Source organism: Arthrobacter sp. yr096 (assembly GCF_900108925.1).
GTDB lineage: Bacteria > Actinomycetota > Actinomycetes > Actinomycetales > Micrococcaceae > Arthrobacter.
Genome location: NZ_FNYI01000001.1, coordinates 387,825 through 403,508, shown reverse-complemented (window position 1 = coordinate 403,508; position 15,684 = coordinate 387,825). Strand labels below are relative to the sequence as shown.

The 15,684-nt window shown below is 60.4% G+C and carries 28 protein-coding genes; all 28 read left to right on the top strand.

The genetic code is table 11. From position 1 onward, the window contains the following. The first annotated feature begins 55 nt into the window (after positions 1 to 55). Entirely contained in the window at positions 56 to 442 is a 387-nt protein-coding gene (locus tag BMY91_RS01820) for a hypothetical protein (protein ID WP_090817503.1), read from the top strand. Beyond that, positions 439 to 933 (top strand): nucleoside triphosphate pyrophosphohydrolase family protein, encoded by a 495-nt coding sequence (locus tag BMY91_RS01815; RefSeq protein WP_090817500.1) that lies wholly within the window; start codon positions 439 to 441, stop codon positions 931 to 933. Before BMY91_RS01820 ends, BMY91_RS01815 begins: the two co-directional genes overlap by 4 nt. Positions 934 to 935: 2 nt before the next feature. Next, positions 936 to 1,103, top strand: coding sequence for a hypothetical protein (locus BMY91_RS23060; protein ID WP_177179823.1), 168 nt, complete (start codon positions 936 to 938; stop codon positions 1,101 to 1,103). After that, positions 1,100 to 1,420: a hypothetical protein gene (locus tag BMY91_RS01810; RefSeq protein ID WP_090817496.1), complete on the top strand. Its 321-nt coding sequence runs from the start codon at positions 1,100 to 1,102 to the stop codon at positions 1,418 to 1,420. The genes BMY91_RS23060 and BMY91_RS01810 overlap by 4 nt, the downstream gene beginning before the upstream one ends. Continuing rightward, entirely contained in the window at positions 1,417 to 1,965 is a 549-nt protein-coding gene (locus BMY91_RS01805) for a 3'-5' exoribonuclease domain-containing protein (protein WP_090817492.1), read from the top strand. Before BMY91_RS01810 ends, BMY91_RS01805 begins: the two co-directional genes overlap by 4 nt. Next, positions 1,962 to 2,492: a hypothetical protein gene (locus tag BMY91_RS01800; RefSeq protein WP_090817489.1), complete on the top strand. Its 531-nt coding sequence runs from the start codon at positions 1,962 to 1,964 to the stop codon at positions 2,490 to 2,492. Before BMY91_RS01805 ends, BMY91_RS01800 begins: the two co-directional genes overlap by 4 nt. Next, positions 2,489 to 2,911, top strand: coding sequence for a hypothetical protein (locus tag BMY91_RS22905; protein WP_143054033.1), 423 nt, complete (start codon positions 2,489 to 2,491; stop codon positions 2,909 to 2,911). The genes BMY91_RS01800 and BMY91_RS22905 overlap by 4 nt, the downstream gene beginning before the upstream one ends. A 3-nt stretch (positions 2,912 to 2,914) precedes the next feature. Continuing rightward, positions 2,915 to 3,535: a hypothetical protein gene (locus tag BMY91_RS01790; RefSeq protein WP_090817483.1), complete on the top strand. Its 621-nt coding sequence runs from the start codon at positions 2,915 to 2,917 to the stop codon at positions 3,533 to 3,535. Between the two features lie 536 nt (positions 3,536 to 4,071). After that, positions 4,072 to 4,242 carry a hypothetical protein gene (locus BMY91_RS23055; protein WP_177179822.1) on the top strand — a complete coding sequence of 57 codons (171 nt, stop codon included), beginning with the start codon at positions 4,072 to 4,074 and terminating at the stop codon, positions 4,240 to 4,242. Continuing rightward, a complete protein-coding gene (locus BMY91_RS23595) occupies positions 4,242 to 4,547 on the top strand; it encodes an HNH endonuclease (RefSeq protein ID WP_143054032.1) in 306 nt (101 codons plus the stop codon). The genes BMY91_RS23055 and BMY91_RS23595 overlap by 1 nt, the downstream gene beginning before the upstream one ends. Before the next feature lie 304 nt (positions 4,548 to 4,851). Next, positions 4,852 to 5,376 (top strand): bifunctional DNA primase/polymerase, encoded by a 525-nt coding sequence (locus BMY91_RS01770; RefSeq protein WP_143054031.1) that lies wholly within the window; start codon positions 4,852 to 4,854, stop codon positions 5,374 to 5,376. 8 nt (positions 5,377 to 5,384) lie between these two features. Next, complete coding sequence (locus tag BMY91_RS01765) at positions 5,385 to 5,741, top strand: hypothetical protein (protein WP_090817472.1); 357 nt, start codon at positions 5,385 to 5,387, stop codon at positions 5,739 to 5,741. Positions 5,742 to 5,750: 9 nt separating this feature from the next. Beyond that, positions 5,751 to 6,149 (top strand): hypothetical protein, encoded by a 399-nt coding sequence (locus BMY91_RS01760; protein ID WP_090817469.1) that lies wholly within the window; start codon positions 5,751 to 5,753, stop codon positions 6,147 to 6,149. Between the two features lie 16 nt (positions 6,150 to 6,165). Next, positions 6,166 to 7,671: a hypothetical protein gene (locus tag BMY91_RS01755; protein WP_090817467.1), complete on the top strand. Its 1,506-nt coding sequence runs from the start codon at positions 6,166 to 6,168 to the stop codon at positions 7,669 to 7,671. 11 nt (positions 7,672 to 7,682) lie between these two features. Further along, positions 7,683 to 9,113, top strand: coding sequence for a hypothetical protein (locus BMY91_RS01750; protein WP_143054030.1), 1,431 nt, complete (start codon positions 7,683 to 7,685; stop codon positions 9,111 to 9,113). Continuing rightward, entirely contained in the window at positions 9,113 to 9,877 is a 765-nt protein-coding gene (locus BMY91_RS01745) for a VG15 protein (RefSeq protein ID WP_090817461.1), read from the top strand. Before BMY91_RS01750 ends, BMY91_RS01745 begins: the two co-directional genes overlap by 1 nt. A gap of 75 nt (positions 9,878 to 9,952) precedes the next feature. Further along, positions 9,953 to 10,612 (top strand): hypothetical protein, encoded by a 660-nt coding sequence (locus BMY91_RS01740; RefSeq protein WP_090817458.1) that lies wholly within the window; start codon positions 9,953 to 9,955, stop codon positions 10,610 to 10,612. A gap of 12 nt (positions 10,613 to 10,624) precedes the next feature. After that, the gene (locus BMY91_RS01735) at positions 10,625 to 11,011 is read left to right on the top strand and encodes a head decoration protein (RefSeq protein WP_218143820.1); all 387 of its coding nucleotides are present in this window, start codon (positions 10,625 to 10,627) and stop codon (positions 11,009 to 11,011) included. A gap of 16 nt (positions 11,012 to 11,027) precedes the next feature. Beyond that, positions 11,028 to 12,047: a major capsid protein gene (locus BMY91_RS01730; protein ID WP_090817455.1), complete on the top strand. Its 1,020-nt coding sequence runs from the start codon at positions 11,028 to 11,030 to the stop codon at positions 12,045 to 12,047. Between the two features lie 62 nt (positions 12,048 to 12,109). Continuing rightward, complete coding sequence (locus tag BMY91_RS01725) at positions 12,110 to 12,457, top strand: hypothetical protein (RefSeq protein WP_090817452.1); 348 nt, start codon at positions 12,110 to 12,112, stop codon at positions 12,455 to 12,457. Positions 12,458 to 12,459: 2 nt separating this feature from the next. Continuing rightward, entirely contained in the window at positions 12,460 to 12,852 is a 393-nt protein-coding gene (locus BMY91_RS01720; protein WP_090817449.1) for a hypothetical protein, read from the top strand. 1 nt (position 12,853) lies between these two features. Then, positions 12,854 to 13,189 (top strand): hypothetical protein, encoded by a 336-nt coding sequence (locus tag BMY91_RS01715; RefSeq protein WP_090817446.1) that lies wholly within the window; start codon positions 12,854 to 12,856, stop codon positions 13,187 to 13,189. Then, positions 13,186 to 13,461 carry a hypothetical protein gene (locus tag BMY91_RS01710; protein ID WP_090817445.1) on the top strand — a complete coding sequence of 92 codons (276 nt, stop codon included), beginning with the start codon at positions 13,186 to 13,188 and terminating at the stop codon, positions 13,459 to 13,461. Before BMY91_RS01715 ends, BMY91_RS01710 begins: the two co-directional genes overlap by 4 nt. After that, on the top strand, positions 13,458 to 13,865 hold the full coding sequence (locus tag BMY91_RS01705; protein ID WP_090817443.1) for a hypothetical protein: 408 nt from the start codon (positions 13,458 to 13,460) through the stop codon (positions 13,863 to 13,865). The genes BMY91_RS01710 and BMY91_RS01705 overlap by 4 nt, the downstream gene beginning before the upstream one ends. A gap of 51 nt (positions 13,866 to 13,916) precedes the next feature. Next, on the top strand, positions 13,917 to 14,585 hold the full coding sequence (locus BMY91_RS01700; protein ID WP_090817440.1) for a hypothetical protein: 669 nt from the start codon (positions 13,917 to 13,919) through the stop codon (positions 14,583 to 14,585). Positions 14,586 to 14,666: 81 nt separating this feature from the next. Next, a complete protein-coding gene (locus tag BMY91_RS01695) occupies positions 14,667 to 14,867 on the top strand; it encodes a hypothetical protein (protein ID WP_090817437.1) in 201 nt (66 codons plus the stop codon). Between the two features lie 29 nt (positions 14,868 to 14,896). Further along, positions 14,897 to 15,235: a hypothetical protein gene (locus BMY91_RS01690; protein WP_090817435.1), complete on the top strand. Its 339-nt coding sequence runs from the start codon at positions 14,897 to 14,899 to the stop codon at positions 15,233 to 15,235. Between the two features lie 35 nt (positions 15,236 to 15,270). Then, the gene (locus BMY91_RS01685; protein WP_090817431.1) at positions 15,271 to 15,669 is read left to right on the top strand and encodes a hypothetical protein; all 399 of its coding nucleotides are present in this window, start codon (positions 15,271 to 15,273) and stop codon (positions 15,667 to 15,669) included. Positions 15,670 to 15,684: the final 15 nt, after the last annotated feature.

The following is a 15,684-nucleotide window of genomic DNA, read 5'->3' as shown; positions in this document are numbered from 1 at the left end:
AAGGACGGGCCCGGGCGTCGGTCGCTGAACATCACGGCTTCATGGGAGGAACCACGTGACACGTAATCGGGCATCAGCCAAGAAGGCCGGATCCTCGTTCGAAACCCTCATCGCCAACTACCTCGCCAGGCACATTGATGACCGGATCGAACGGCGGACCAAGAACGGCGCCAAAGACCGCGGCGACATCGGCGGCGTCCGACACCTCGGCCAACGCATCGTCCTCGAATGCAAAAACACCATGAAGCTCGCGCTCGGCCCATGGGCCACCGAAGCCGAAACCGAACGAGGCAACGACGACGCCCTCGCCGCAGCCGTCGTCCATAAACGCCACGGCAAAGGCCAAGCACAAGACCAATGGGTAACCCTCACCGTCGGCGAACTCGTCGCACTCATCAACGGCAACCGCGATCACTACGAAACCACTCAGGAGACACCATGACCATCTCAGCCAGCACCATCGAAGCCCTGCGCGAACTTCAGAACACCATCGGCGAAAACAATGAAGCGAAAGGCTTTCACGGCGACCGCCCGGACCGCGCCGACTTCGTACCCGGCGAACGCGGCGACGTCGCCTTCATCAACGCCGAACGCTGCTACCAAGCCAACCTGCAGATGCTCATCGTGTCCGAAGCCGTCGAAGCGCACGACGAAATCCGTCACGGCCGCGCCGCCGACGAAACCTACTACCCCGAACTGCAGCTTCCCGGTTCGCTCGTCGCAGAGGTCGGCGTCGAGCGGGCCCGTGAACTGATCGAGGCCGACAATGCAGGCAAGCCTCGCAAACCCGAAGGCGTCCCGTCCGAAATCGCCGATGGCATCATTCGCGGCTTCGACTACTTCCACCGCAACAAGATCGACGGCGCGGCGATCATCGTCGAAAAGATCATCTTCAACACGTCCCGCCCCCACAAACACGGGAAGAAGTTCTGAGCGTGGGCAGGCTCCGGAAGATCATCATCACGATCGACTGCAAGCCCAAAGACGGCAAGAGCGACCAACTGTTCCGGGCACTTTGGAAAGCCATCGAGAAGTACAGCACCAAAAAAGCCGCCCAGTCACTCCAAACCAGCTACATCTACGACGAAGGAGAACGTCAGTGACCACTCCCGCCAGATTCCGCAAAAAGCCCGTCGTTATCGAGGCAATACAGTTCGACGGAACCAACCAACCTGAGATACGCGACTGGGTAGGGCTCCGCTACGAAGGTGACCCATTCAAACGGGACGGCTTCATCCCCGTTGATGAGCAGTGGGTAGATCCTCCCGCGGACGTCTCCGCTCTTGTCTGGGACAAGCTCCACGACACATGGGTAGGCGTCAAAGACGGCCAATGGATCATCCGAGGCATCCAAGGCGAGTTCTACCCATGCGACGCTGACGTCTTCGCCGCGACGTACGACCCGGAGGTTGCTCAGTGAAGTATTTCTATGACACCGAGTTCCTCGAAGATGGCCACACGATCGACCTCATCAGCATCGGAATCGTGGCGGAAGACGGGCGCGAATACTACGCCGTCAACATGGAAGCCGACTGGGACCGCATCCAACAACACGGTTGGCTCCGAGAGAACGTCTTGCCACACCTCTACGCGCATGGTCCTCGCGAACAGGTATGGCAGACCCGCGAGCAGATCAGGACCGGAGTGCATCGCTTCCTGACGAAAACTCCTGACACCCAACTCTGGGCATGGTTCGGCGCATACGACCATGTAGTCCTGGCCCAGCTGTTCGGGCCCATGATTCAACTCCCTCACGGCATCCCGATGTACACCAACGACGTCCGATCACTCGTGGACTTCACCGGCATCACGGAACTGCCCAAGCAAGGCGGAACCGCGCACGACGCACTCGAAGACGCTCGGCACGTCAAGGTAATGCACGACTACATCGGGCGGGCACTCTTCGCCCGCGAGCATGTCGGCGTCGTTTCGATCCGTGCAGCCGTAGGAGTTGAAAAGCCATGAAGCCCCACAAGATCACGGTCACGGCCGTGCCCAACACGGACGAGGACCTGCCCGACGACCAGTACATCGATGAGGTCCAGTACACCGTCGAATGCCCGGAAGATGGCACATGCGCTTTGTGGTGGGAATGCACTAAGTGCCAGGACGAAGGATTCAAGCCAACAGAGGACCAAGAGGACGACGGCGAGTACACCCGCCACGGAGTCTTCCATCAAGACCTCGAAGGCATGTGGTGCACAGAAGGCAAACAATGCGCCGCCATCCACGATGACAACTGCAGGGATTCGGTCTACGAGGCAGCCGAGTGCGCGGGCATCGGAACTCACGACGTCAGCGTGGACTACCACGGCGATGGCGAATGGTGCGTGCAAATTATCCACCCGCCAGAGGTCCGGGCCGCGATCCTAGAACGGGCGAAGGCGATGCTGTCCAAGACGCGCCCAACGGAATGGGACAGAGCGCCGCTGTCCCTCCGGGAGTATTACAGCGCCCGCGCATGGGATGAGATCCGGAAAGAACGAACGTGACCGCCAAACGTAGGCCCGGCGGCCACCCGGCCAAGCAAGACCCCGACGTCGCTAAAGCATTCCGGACCATGAAAGCCAACGTCGAACTCGTCCGCGACCTCGAAGACAAACTCACACCAGAGGCCCACCTGCACCTCAAAGCTGCAGCGCTGGGCCTCATGTCCGTCTACGCCGAACTCACCGGAATGCCATCGCCCGTAGAAATCATCGAAGGAGGACCACATGAGCCACCAGAGAAGCCGGAAACGCCAAGCCGATCCGCCGATACTCCTCACGCCATGGCAAGCGGGAGTGCTGGAACGCATGTTGGAAGGCCACACAGTCAACTGGCCCCGCCGAGCCGGACGGTCCACCATCACGCGGTTCCTGGCCCAACGCCTGCGAAGGAACGGCAACCTACTCATTCACAAAGGAGGTAAACCTTGAGCCATGAATGCACCACCGAGGGCTGCCTGAACCACGGGGACGGCTACCTATGCGAGCAGTGCCTCAGTGACCTGCAAGCCTGGATAGACCAAATACCGAGGCTCATCGAAACGCTTGGCGTCACCATCGGCAAACTCGATCAGGTCCGCCCAGCGAACGCAGGATGGAATAGCGGAGGGAAACCCGGATCCGCGGCGCCCATCAACCTTGATGCGCTGCAACTGCAAGAGAACCTCAAAACCGTTGCCAGCAAGGCGGAGCACTACAAGCACGATCCCATGGCGGCCGGCATCGCCTGGATGATTCAAGACTGGGTTACCAGCGCGGAACTAGCGGTCAGCGGCCCGGAAGAACCAACGATCGATCAATTCGCACTCAATGCGCGTGTGAAGGAAGCCCGCGGAGAGCCCATGCCGCCCCGGCAAGCCATCGACTACGTCCGCAAAAAAACAAAGATCACGGTCAAGATGGACGACTTCAAGAACTGGGTGAAACTCGGGCACCTGCCATACGTCTTCGATCGAGTCACGATCGACGACAAACCGTCCAGAATCTACTTCCCCGGCGACGTATTCCGTGTCGCACAAAGAATGCGTGAAAGGCGGATCAAAGTTTGATAGGGTAAATCCCGGGTTAGAGGTCTATCCACTGACAGGAGCCGGATCGCATAAGCGACCGGCTTTTTTAGTGCCCGAAACCCCTTCCACATTCGGAGGTCACTATCTCCCGCGCAGGGTAAGCGCAACGCCGCTCGCTGAGAAGCGCCGGCCAATGGGACTGTAGCTCAGAAGGACAGAGCACTGGTGCGCACATCAACATGACAGAGGTCGCTGGTTCGAATCCAGCCAGTCCCCCTAACACCGCCGCCGCTGGCCCAGCCAAGCGTCGGTTATCCGTACCGGCCAGCTCTGCGCCATGCCATCGAGCATGAAGAGAGCCTCATGGCCGGACGCAACCGGGCACGCCCACACCAGCGGCAAGAACTGGCGGGGCAACAACTTCCGGTGTCGCAGTCAAAGCCGCCAACCACGCCAAAGGCTGTCACAGCGTGCACGGACCCAAGGAACCGCAGGACGCAATGACGTCCAGGGATGTTCTTTCTTCCATCCCAAGCGATCCTGCTACGACACCGGATAACACTCAGGAGGTTGCCATGCGCAATGCAGTCATCAGGAAGAAGCGCATCAAGGTAGAGCGCGCATACCTCGACTTCATCAGCAGGCCCATTCGGCATATGTCAGGTGTCGTGCATATCGAAGGCGCATCAGTTGTCGACTATGACAGCTTCATCAACAGGGCACGCATCATGGCCATGTACACATAGTGGCCACATCACGCACTGGCACAGCGCAATGGAAGCGCATCTCACGCCAGGCTAAGAAGAACGCACGACGTGATGGCATAGACCGCTGCCCCTATTGCAAGGTCATGCTCAACTATGACGTTGGGCGAACACATTGCAGTGCTGAAGCCGATCACATCGTGCCATGGGACAAAGGCGGACGAGATGAGCTATCAAATGTCATCGTCATATGCCGGCGTTGCAACCAATCAAAAGGCAACCGAGCCGCACCGAAGATCGCAACAGTGCTCGCGCGACAGCCACTCAAAACTAGCCGCAAATGGTAGCCCACAGGCTGTGGATAACTGCCCAATAAGGCTTCTCCTTATCCTGGGGGGGCATACCCTCCCCCCACCTCAGCGCGTCGCTCCTCCAGCGATAGCGAAAATATCCCCCCGAGCTCCCACTGTCTGGGCGCGGGGCTGGTGGCGAGGGGCCCGTGGAGCCATTCTGACTGCTGCACCGCTTGCTTGTAGGGCATTTTTGACCCTCGGCTGAATTGCCCTCGTGGGCGGTGTGGCCCATTTTGTGAATGCCGCTACTTCCCTTTATTTACAAGGAGAAAGTGTGACATTGCGGTAGAATTGGAGCATGCCAGAAAGAGTTTGTGAGTCATGTGGGTTGTCGTTGCGTTTGTATCGCGCGCAAGCTCGGACGTGCTCGGCTCTCTGCCGGAAACGACTCTCCCGCCGCTTCGATTTTCCGAAGGCGATGACGAGCCGAGATCGGTGGGTGCGACGGACCGCGAAAAAGCGTCCGGTGACAATTTCCGGAAAATCAGCGAGCTCGACTGATCCGGCCACTTGGTCATCGTTCGCGGCCGCTAAATCGTCGGCGGCCGGCGTCGGGCTCGGCTTTGTCCTCGGCGATGGCATCGGATGCATCGATCTAGATCACTGCTTTGAGGGCGGGAAGCTCGCGGCGTGGGCCCGTGACGCGATCGACGTCATTTCGGAGCCGATTATTTTTGCTGAGGTTTCGCAGTCTGGCGATGGAGTGCACGTTTTCATCGAGGCGAGCGAGGGACCTGGCCGCGTTATTCGTGACGGCCGGAATATTGAGCGCTATACGACCGGCCGCTATATCGCGGTGACAGGTGACCGTTTGAAACTCTAGGAGCCGTCATGAACATGTCCAAGTCGTTGGCAGTGGATGCACTGCTCACAGCTGTTGACGGTGGACATGTGGCGGTCTTCGGAGACTCCGAGGCGTCGATGCGTGCCGCTGCCCGATGGTTCCGCAGCGAGTATCCGGAGCTTGATGTTGTGGCCGAGATGATCCATGCGAAGCACCGGGAGTCGATGACTTTCCCGGGCGGCGGGACGCTCACTTTCCTGTCGCTGACTTCTAATCCGGACCGTTTGCGCGGCTGGTGCCTAGACCGATGCTACGTACCCATCGGCACTTCCCCGCGGTTCGTGGAGGATCACCTTCGCTGGAATCTCCACGCAAGCAAAGACGGCACGATGGCCGGCTACTAAGGAGGCGACGTGGAACTTCCTGCTGGACTTGGTGAGCGCGGTTTGTCGCTCTGGGAAGCGATGTCCGGCAAGGACGTTGCCAGGAATGCTCTGGTCCTTGAAGCTGCCCGAATCGCTGACCGGCTGGACGAGCTCGACAACATCATTCAGGGCAAGGGCGTCCTGAACCTCATGCAGTTCCGGTTACACCTCAACGAAATTGACGAGGACGGCGACCGCAACATCAACGTCGAGGTCAAATTCGCAGCACCGCTGGCTGAGGCTCGCCAACAGGCGACGGCGCTCGCGGCGATCCTTTCCAAGCTTGCCCCTGCTGAGTCTGCGGCTGCAAAGCCCGCAGGTAAGCCCATGCCCGCCGGCGTTACCCCGCTCGATCGGATCAGACAGCGGAATTTGCAAAAAGCCTGACTGGTGGTGGTGTCCGTTGAAGGGTTCGCAGGACGCCAGATTCTACATCGCACCAAAGCCCCGAGGATATTCCTGTGATCACGCCGAGGCTGCCATCGACCTCGCTGCTGGTTACGGGCTGGTCCTTGACGAGTGGCAACAGAAGGTAGTCCGGGCATGGCTCCGGACCACCACAACCGGTAAGTGGTGCTCTGGAACATGGGGCGTGTCCGTGCCGCGGCAGAATGGCAAGAACGGCAGCCTGGAAGCTGTCGAGCTTTACATGCTTGTGGAATTGGGCTTGAAAATCCTCCACACCTCGCATCTGCTGACGTCGGCACGGAAGGCATTCAAGCGTCTACTTCAGTTCTTTGGGCAAAAGGTCAACGATCCTAACGCGCGATTCCCGGAACTGAACGCCATGGTTGTGGAGATCCGGAAAACCAACGGCCAGGAAGCGATCGTGCTGGATAACGGCGGCCTGATCGAACTTGGCGCCCGCACTGGCGGCGCTGGCCGTGGTAGCTCCTTCGACGTCCTTGTCATCGATGAAGCTCAGGAGTACGAAGAGGACGAGCAGGAAGCTCTGAAGCCGACTATTTCGGCAGCGCCTGGTGGCGATCCTGTGACGATCTTCATGGGCACTCCCCCGCGGGACTTGTCCGAGCGTGGCGAGCCTTTCGTGCGAGTCCGGAACAACGCTGTGACCGGCAAAAACAAACGTGCGGCATGGGTGGAGCATTCCGCCCGCGGTGACGTCGACAAAATGGACGAAACCGAGCTCGCCGTATTTGTCCGCGATCTGACTAACGCGGCTGACGCCAACCCTGCACTCGGAATCCGCATTTCCATGGAGACGATCGAGGACGAGCTCAACGAGTTCTCCCCGCGCTCTTACGCGCGCGAGCGGCTGAACATGTGGCCAACACCGACCGAGGCTGGCAAGAAGGCATTCACGAAATGGCTGCTGCGAAAAATAGCGGACCCGGATCCTGAATGGCAGATTGCAGCCTTTGGCGTGGACATGAACTTGGAGCGCACAAAGGTTTCGATCGGCGTAGCCACGTTCTCCGGCGTCGGCGTGCATCTGGAGCTCGCCGTCGATGCCCCGTTTGATGAGGCTGGCGTGTCCGCGCTTGTGGCTTGGATTTGGGATCGCACGAAGCGCCGCATTCCGGTGGTCATCGATGCGATGTCCCCGGCCAGAGACATTCTTGAGGTCCCCCTGAAAAAGCGGAACATCTCGGTCTACATCCTGGGCCCGGCCGAATACACGCAGGCATGCGCGATGCTGCACCGCGGCGTCGAGGTCGAAGCTTCTGTGACGCATTTCGATCAGCAGCATCTCAACGAATCGGTCAAGCACACGGTGCAGGACCCAATCAAGAACCGGCCCGGCTCATTCAAGTGGAACAAGGACAGTTTGGAAGCTGACCTCGCTCCGACAGTCGCCATAACTTGCGCCCATTACGGGTCCCAGAAATTCGCTCGTCGCCGCTCAGCGCGTTCCGAAAGGAAGCCCCGCGGCGCAATCGTCGCATAGGTGGTGATGGCTTGGCCGTCCTCGATCTCAACCGGGCTCTGACTGATGAAGAGGCTACCGCTTTCCAAGGGATGCTTCGAAAGATCCGGATGAAAGAGCGCCGGAACCGCCTGCGGCTCGAATATTTCGAGTCAAAGAAAAAGCTGGACAAGGTCGGGTTCTCCATTCCGGACAGCATGAAGGATTTTCAGCTGATGATCGGTTGGGCTTTCAAGGCCGTCAAGGTACCTGCCAGCCGTGTCCGGCCGGACGGCTTCATCTTGCCGAACGGATCTTCGCTTCTGGATGACGTCGAGAGCGTCATGAACGATCCGAACGTCATGATGGTCGAACGCATGGCCATCGAGTCTTCGATGCTTCACTCTGTCGCTTTCGTGTTCACGAGCCCCGGCGATGTCTCAGCTGGCGAGCCGGAGGTTATCGTTTCCGCACGTTCGGCTCTCGAAGCGACGGCGGAGATCGACGAACGCACAAACCGGGTCATCAAAGCGCTGGAGCTCGTGGACGCCAACAAGGCGCTGCTTTACTTGCCCGGCCAGGTGTTCCGGGTGGAGCGCAAGGGCGGCGACTGGCGTGTGACTGGCGAGTTCACGAGCGTCTCCCATCGTGTGCTGTGCGAGGTCTTTGTTTGGGGCCGATCGCTGAACCGACCCTTCGGGCAATCGCGCATCAGCCGCCCGCTCATGGGCTACATCGACACGGGTGTCCGCACGATGCTGCGGCAGGAAGTCACGGCGGAGTTCTATTCGGCTCCCCAACGGGCACTGCTTGGCGCTGACGAGTCCCATTTCATGGATTCCAAGGGCCAGCGCATCTCACCACTGAAAGCCCTGCTGGGAAGCATTTGGGCGTTGCCTGATGTATGGGACGAGGACGAGGGCAAACTCGTTCGGCCGGCCATTCAACAGTTGGCTCAGGCTTCGATGCAGCCTCACTCGGATCAACTGCGCACCATCGGCCTGATGGTGTCCAGCGAAACGACCATTCCGGTCGCTTACCTCGGCATCATCCACGACAACCCGTCTTCGGCAGATGCCATTCTGGCGTCTGAGTCCGACCTGGTCGCCATGGTCGAGGATGAACTCCCGAGCATCAACTTGTCTCGCGTTGGCCTGGCCCGCAATGTCGTCGCCGTCATGCACGGGCAGTGGACACCGAGCATGGAGCGAGATCTTCGCGGCCTCCGGTCGCGGTTCCTTGATCCGGGCACGCCGACAATGGCCGCACGGGCTGATGCGGGAGCCAAGTTCGCGACGGCATTCCCCGACGGTGACCCCGAGGTTGCCATGGAGATGTACGGACTTGACCAGATCACCATCGACAGGATGCTTCGGTACCAAAAGAAGCAGGCCGCCAACCGCAGCCTCGCGGACCTGATCGCGGCAACCCAAACACCAAAGCCTGCTGCGCCTGCGGAGGCTACTTCTGCCGAGGTTCAGTAGTGGTCGTTCGTGAAGAGCTGGAGCAGAACCGGGCGAACACAGCTGCTCTGTCTGCGCTCGTGCTGGAACGGCTTGCCGGGTACTTCGGTTCGCTGGATTTTCGACGGCCAGAGGTTGTCCGCGATTCGCTGCTTTCATTCGTCCCTGCCCTTGTGAGCCAGTTCGGGCCTGTTGCTGAGGCGCTCGCCTTGGACTGGTACGACGAGCAGCGGCTTGCGGCTGGCTCCCGCGGTTCGTTCCGTGCGAAGTCGGCGCCGCAGTCGATCCCTGACGAAGCTGTGACCGCGAAGGTTCGTTACTTAGCCAAGCATCTTTGGACTCCCACTCCGGAGGACATGCTAAAGCCACTCTCGAGTGCAGTGGACAAATACGTGAAGCAGCCGGGCAGGGACGCGATCCTATGGAACGCGGACCGTGAGAATGCTCGCTGGGCGCGCGTCCCTAGCGGCGAAAAGACCTGTGCTTTCTGCTTGGTCTTGGCCTCTCGTGACGCCATCTACCTGTCAGAGCGCTCAGCTGGAAGCCGTGAGCATGGCAACGAGTTCCATGGGCTGTGTGACTGCGAAATAGTCCGCATCGCCCGCGACGAGGACTACCCGCCCGGATACATCCCGGAAGACCTCTACGACATCTACGAGATTGGCGCCGATAAGGCGGGCAGCCGAAGCGACCTGAAAGCGATCGTTTACGACCTTAGACGGCGTTTTCCCGACCGCTTTACCGACGGCGTCGTGGATGACGACTACATAGCCCAATCGGGCTAATTCAATTTTTCCGTGCAGCGCGATGCTTCACGGTTTTTCGCCGTGCGATGCGGCATCACAAGGAGGAACACCCTTATGGCAAATTGCTTCCCTCATGGAATCGACATCACCGCGCCTGGAGGTTTTGAGCGACTCATGGCCTTCCACCGGCTGACCTTCGGCGACGCGCAGATGAACGCTAACCCTGGGACGCCGGCTGATGGCGGCGACGGCAGCAACGGGACCGGTCAGGAACCGGCCGCTGGCGCGCAGCCTGCGGCGGGTGTGCAACCGGACGAAGACCAACTTGGCGACGCTGGAAAAGCAGCGTTGAAGGTCGAGCGCGATGCTCGGTCCAAGGCTGAGAAGGAACTCGCTGAGGCCAAGGCCGCGCTGCAGAAGATCGATGACGACAAGCTCTCGGACATCGATAAGGCCAAGAAGGAAGCTGCCGAGAGGGAGACCGAAAACCAGACGCTGCGGCTCGAAAATGCCAAGCTCGCAGCTTTGGCCAAGCACCCGGTGCCGGTGGACAAGCAGCACCTTGTTACCGGAACTGATGCAGCGACGTTCGAAGCGTCTGCCAAAGAGATCTCCGAGCTCGTTCTTGCTGCCGCGGGCAAGGTTCCTCCGGCAAACAAGCTCGATCCAATCCCGGACGCTGGCCGTCGCTCTGGCGGTCAGAGCCCATCAGGTGGATCGGTTGCGGCGGGCCGCGACCTCTATGAATCCACCAACAAGAAAACCAACGCTTAGGAAAGGCTGATCATGCCTCGCATCCAGACCGAAACCTTCGGCAGCGGCAATATGTCCTGGCTCGGCTCCGCGCACGGAATCAACAACGCGCGCACCGAAATGCTGGACTACTCCGCTTTCACCAAGGCCACCCACTTCCCTGACGGCTACATTCCTTCCGGAACTGCTGTCGCCAAGGTCGGCGGCTTGCTCGTCCCCTACGATCCGACCGAAGGTGTCGTCACGAACGCTGGCATTCTCGCCGGCTTCGTCCTGACGGACCAGAAGGTCGTTGGCACCGCGGACTTCGCTGTGCCTCTGCTCGACCACGGCCGCATCAAGACGGCCAACCTGCCCGGCGGGTTCACGAAGCCCGCCGCCGCAGCAAAGGTCTCTGCAACCACGTTCGTCTTCGCTTAGAAAGGAGGGATCATTCATGGCACTTTGGACTGATCTCATCACTCCCGCGGAACTGACCGGATACGTCCGGGCCGCACTGGCTGACATTGAAGCCAACCGCCAGTCCCTCGCGCGCTGGCTCCCGAACCGTGAGGTTCCGCGCATCACCGTCCGCTTCGTGAAGGGCCGCAATGGTCTTGTCATCGAAGCGCAGTTCCGAGCCTTCGACGCTGAGCCTGCAATTGCTGGCAGCACGTCCGGGCAGCGCGTCATTCTGGAACTCCCGCCGCTGGGCCAGAAGCGCGTCATATCGGAATACGACCAGCTCATGGATGAGAGCGCTTCGGATGAAACAATCCGAGCTTCCATCCTGGACGAGGCCAAGAACGTGGCCCGCGCCATCGCGGACCGTATCGAGCGCCTGCGTGGCACCGTGCTGGAAACGGGCAAGGCCACGGTCGTGCAGGACAACTTCAGCTTCGATGACGACTTCGGTCGGGATCCTTCCCACACCGTTGTCGCACCAGTGCTGTGGTCTGACCCCACGGCTGACCGACTTGGTCAGTTCGCTGGCTGGTCCGAGGTCTACGCCGCGTCGAACGACGGCCAGACCCCGGGTTCCGCGGTCATGAGCCGCAAGGCTTTCACTGCACTGAGCTCGGGCGACCAGTTCAAGACCACGCTCATCGGCGGCGCTCAGCGTCCGGCGATCGAAGCCGAAGTGAAGGCGTACCTTCAGGCCGCTGGATGGCCAGAGATTTACATCTACGACCGCCGTACTTCTGCTGGCCGTGTCATCACTGACACGAAGGTCCTGCTTCTGCCCGAAGCCGTGGACCCGAACACGGGTACTTCGCAGCTTGGAAACACCTTCTGGGGTCGCACGCTGACCTCGAAGGATTCCAACTACGACCTGGCCGATTCCGAGCAGCCGGGCGTCGTGGTGGGCGCTCACAAGTCCGAAACGATCCCGCACATCGCGACGGTCGAGTCGGATGCCATCGCGCTGCCCGTTCTGGCCAACGCCAACCTGAGCTTCGTGGCCCGGGTTCTTTAGTCGAGCAACTGTGCGGGACGGTCAGGTGGCCGTCCCGCACAGTTCATGCGGAAGGAATCAATATGGCGACATTCGCCGAACACGTCGTGGTTATGCGCGACTTCACCGCCGTTACGTTCAAGCCCGGGGACGAACTCCCTGATTGGGCCGTCGGGCTCGTTGGCGATCACTGCCTTGTTCCGGAGGTTGCGGAAGAATCAGGTGCTGAGCCTGACTTCACCGGCTCAACAACGCCGGATGCTTCCGAGGAACATGCGCCCGCGCCGGAAGAAAAAGACGAGGATGAGAAGTCCGAAGAGTCTGACGAGAAGGATGCTGAAGACGACGAGTCCGAGTCCCAGATCAAGGACGAGACTCCGGACTTCACCGCACCTGCACCGCGCCGCGGCCGCCCCCGGAAGAACGCCTAGCCGTGGCCGCCGACTACGCGAGTCTCGAAGACTTCAAGAATCACTGGTCGGCGCTCAAGCCCGAAGATGAAGCCGACGCCACGCAGAAGTTGCATGAGGCCTCGATCGAGGTCCGCGGACTGTACCCGGACCTCGATGGGCGCATCGATTCCGGCCTAATTGATCCGGACGTTCCTCGCTTGGTGGTCTGCCGGATGGTCAAGCGCGCCATGGAGCCCAAGGACGAAAACGCGCCTCCGACTGGAATGGAGTCCTTTCAGTTCGGCGCTGGCCCGTTCAGCGTGGGCGGAAAGATGACCAACCCGGACAACAGCATCTACTTGTCCGCAGCGGACAAGCGATTGTTGGCCAGGTCAAAGCATCGGGAAGCTTTCACGATCATCCCGGGAGTGTGAGATGGGCATCGTCAGCATGTTCCCGAAAGCCTGGCGCACGGACGTAATTGTCCTGCGAAGCGGCGGTCGGGACGCGAAGGGAAACCCAAAGCCGACGTCCGAAATACCGGTGGCGGACTGCATGATTGGTCCGCGCATGTCAGTTGATCCCCGGTCGTTGTCTGATGTTCCGGACAGCGACATCTACCTTTACCGGGATCCGGACCCGGATTTCACGTTCCAGTCCACGGACAGGATCCGTGTTCCGGCTGGTAAGCGCATGGCGGGCGACTGGGCGATTAACGGCCGTCCGGCCGAGTGGCCGATCGGCGTGGAGGTTGGGCTGGTGAGCACGTGAGCAAATATGAGCCTCTGGACATTGGCCTGAAACAGATCGCGCAGTCGTCCGAGGTTCAAGCTGCCACGCTCGCAGTTGCTCAACGGATGGCCGGTAATGCCAATGCGGTTGGCGATTCGAAGTATGAAGCGGCAAGCCAAACGGTCACCGCCGGCTGGGACAACGAGCGTCGTTCGGGCGCCGTGGTCCGGGAAACGGAACCTCACTGGAAAGACTGGCGCGACGGCGTTCTGCTGCGCGTCGCTAACGCGATGAAGGAAAGACGTCAATGAGCGATGCGCTAGTTTTCCCAAGCTCCCGAGCGGGGCTCTTTGCACTGATCGACGGCACAGTCCATGAAGGCGAGCCTGTCACTGCGTGCTACCACTTGCAGGTCGATTCGAGCGCTTCACTGCAGGGCCCGTTCCCGCTGGTTCATATCCATGGCCGCGGCGGGACGCAGGGTTTCATCGACCGGGTTGAGCGTCGGACCATCGACGTTTACGCGGAAGGCGAGAAAGCGGAGCGGGTTCTTCAATCCATCACGGCTTTCATCTGCGGAGCGAACATCGACACCCCCGCGGGATTCTTCGACAGCATCACCTGCGACGGCACGCCGGAAGAGACCGATTACCCATCGGACACGCTGAACCAAGCGACGGCCACGTTCATGATCACCGCCCGGCCGATCAACTAACCCCAACCGGGGACCCCAAAAATATAGAGCCCTTGAAAGGGGTTATTTGTCATGCCAACTTTCGAAACGATCCGCCAGGACGCTGACGAACGCGCCCTTATCCGCAAGATTCAGCGAGCAGTATCCTTCATCGCCCCGGTGAGTGTGGACCTGCCGGAGACGCTGTTCAGCGGCGCCGGAACGCTCATCGACTTGAAGACCGCGGGCTGGCTGCCACTGGGCATTGTCACGCCGGACGGCTACGACTTCGGCCGCGACGTCAACAAGGAAGACGTTTCCGGCCTTGGTTACGCATCCTCGGTCCGTTCCGATGTGACAGGCGTTGCTCGTTCCATCAAGACGACTCTGCTGGAAACCGGACGCAAGCACGTTCTGGAACTCCTGTACGGCACCGACCTGACCGGCACCACGCAGAACACGACCACGGGCGAAGTCATCTTCGATGAGCCCGACCTGCCTGTCGACCGCGAGTACCGCTTCCTGGTGCTGGGCGAGGACGGTCCCGCCGATGAGAACTGGATTCTGGGCCGCGGCTACGGGCGCGTCAAGCTCTCCGCCACGGACGCGCAGAAGTGGGGAGCATCGGATGCCCTGCAGAATTCCATCACCCTCGACGTCTTCACTGACGACGAAATCGGAAACCCGGTCAAGCACTACCTGGGCGGCACCGGCGCCGTGAAGCACAAGACAACTCTGGGCTTCCCCGCCGCCACCCCGTAACAAGCTGCGGTCCGCGCCATCTTCGGGTGGTGGTGGCGCGGGCCGCTTTCCTCTCACCACCCGTGTTCTTAGGAGCGATCAATGCCCCGATTCATCAAAAACGACCTCGCCATTGAAACGTCCATTCCTGTCGAGGCTGCCAGGCTGCGCGCGCAGGGATTCATCGAGCAGAAGGCGAAGACCGCCGCAGTACGCGAGGCTGACGCCGAGCGTGCAGCTGACGGCGACGAGGAGGCTACCAAGCCCGCGTCTGCCAGTTCTGCCAAGACCACCAACAAGTAACCACCAACCACCACCCGGAGGTAACACCAATGTCTGACACCCCGAACGTCCAGTTTTCGCTTGCCAAGATTCGCAAGGAAATCCGCAAGGCCGAGGTTCTCAAGGTCGCCCTGTCCGGTTCGAAGGTCATCACCTTCCCGGACCTTTACGCCATGGAGTCGACCGAGGCTGAGAGTATATTCAGCCGCCTGAACCAGAACGCTACCAACTGGAAGGTGATCCGCACCTGGCTGTCCCGTGACGACGCCGATGCACTGCAGGCTGAAAAGCTCACGGTCATCGAGCTCTCCACTGTGATGCGCACGGCGATCAACTACTACGAGGACATCTACGGCACCGCGGGGGAAGGCAACGCCTCCGCGGTCTAATCGAGCGTTTCCGTCCGCAACTCCGCGCTGACCTCATGCAGGTCTACGGCGTGGACCTCGCGGAGTGGTACGCCGCTGGGCGCTGGGTGGCCTTGCTCGACTTCGTCGACGGGCTGCCCAGCGCTTGCAGGCTCAACGAGGCAATAGTCAACGACAAAGAATACGCCGCCTACATGGCGTCTCTGCCCAAGTCAGAGGACGAATGGGCGCCACGCGTTGCGGAATTCGACCTCAACGCGCATCTACTGCGCGAATTGCTGCACGCGGTGAAGAGCCTGAGCACTGTCACCCTCGCTGCCGCCGGCGGAAAGCCTAGCGAACCGACACCGTTCCCCGCGCCTCGAACAGAGTTGGAGCGGGCAATGGAAGCGGCCGATAGGCGATGGACAGAAGACTTTATCGGCCGACTTGGATTCGACGCCAGTGACATCTGAATAGAGATTCGAGGT

Bases quoted from the DNA above. Each gene is read 5' to 3' on its own strand.
- BMY91_RS01815 (WP_090817500.1), top strand. From the start codon at position 439: ATGACCATCTCAGCCAGCACCATCGAAGCCCTGCGCGAACTTCAGAAC.
- BMY91_RS01800 (WP_090817489.1), top strand. From the start codon at position 1,962: ATGAAGCCCCACAAGATCACGGTCACGGCCGTGCCCAACACGGACGAG.
- BMY91_RS23055 (WP_177179822.1), top strand. From the start codon at position 4,072: ATGCGCAATGCAGTCATCAGGAAGAAGCGCATCAAGGTAGAGCGCGCA.
- BMY91_RS01770 (WP_143054031.1), top strand. From the start codon at position 4,852: ATGCCAGAAAGAGTTTGTGAGTCATGTGGGTTGTCGTTGCGTTTGTAT.
- BMY91_RS01765 (WP_090817472.1), top strand. From the start codon at position 5,385: ATGAACATGTCCAAGTCGTTGGCAGTGGATGCACTGCTCACAGCTGTT.
- BMY91_RS01740 (WP_090817458.1), top strand. From the start codon at position 9,953: ATGGCAAATTGCTTCCCTCATGGAATCGACATCACCGCGCCTGGAGGT.
- BMY91_RS01735 (WP_218143820.1), top strand. From the start codon at position 10,625: ATGCCTCGCATCCAGACCGAAACCTTCGGCAGCGGCAATATGTCCTGG.
- BMY91_RS01730 (WP_090817455.1), top strand. From the start codon at position 11,028: ATGGCACTTTGGACTGATCTCATCACTCCCGCGGAACTGACCGGATAC.
- BMY91_RS01725 (WP_090817452.1), top strand. From the start codon at position 12,110: ATGGCGACATTCGCCGAACACGTCGTGGTTATGCGCGACTTCACCGCC.
- BMY91_RS01715 (WP_090817446.1), top strand. From the start codon at position 12,854: ATGGGCATCGTCAGCATGTTCCCGAAAGCCTGGCGCACGGACGTAATT.
- BMY91_RS01705 (WP_090817443.1), top strand. From the start codon at position 13,458: ATGAGCGATGCGCTAGTTTTCCCAAGCTCCCGAGCGGGGCTCTTTGCA.
- BMY91_RS01700 (WP_090817440.1), top strand. From the start codon at position 13,917: ATGCCAACTTTCGAAACGATCCGCCAGGACGCTGACGAACGCGCCCTT.
- BMY91_RS01695 (WP_090817437.1), top strand. From the start codon at position 14,667: ATGCCCCGATTCATCAAAAACGACCTCGCCATTGAAACGTCCATTCCT.
- BMY91_RS01690 (WP_090817435.1), top strand. From the start codon at position 14,897: ATGTCTGACACCCCGAACGTCCAGTTTTCGCTTGCCAAGATTCGCAAG.
- BMY91_RS01685 (WP_090817431.1), top strand. From the start codon at position 15,271: ATGCAGGTCTACGGCGTGGACCTCGCGGAGTGGTACGCCGCTGGGCGC.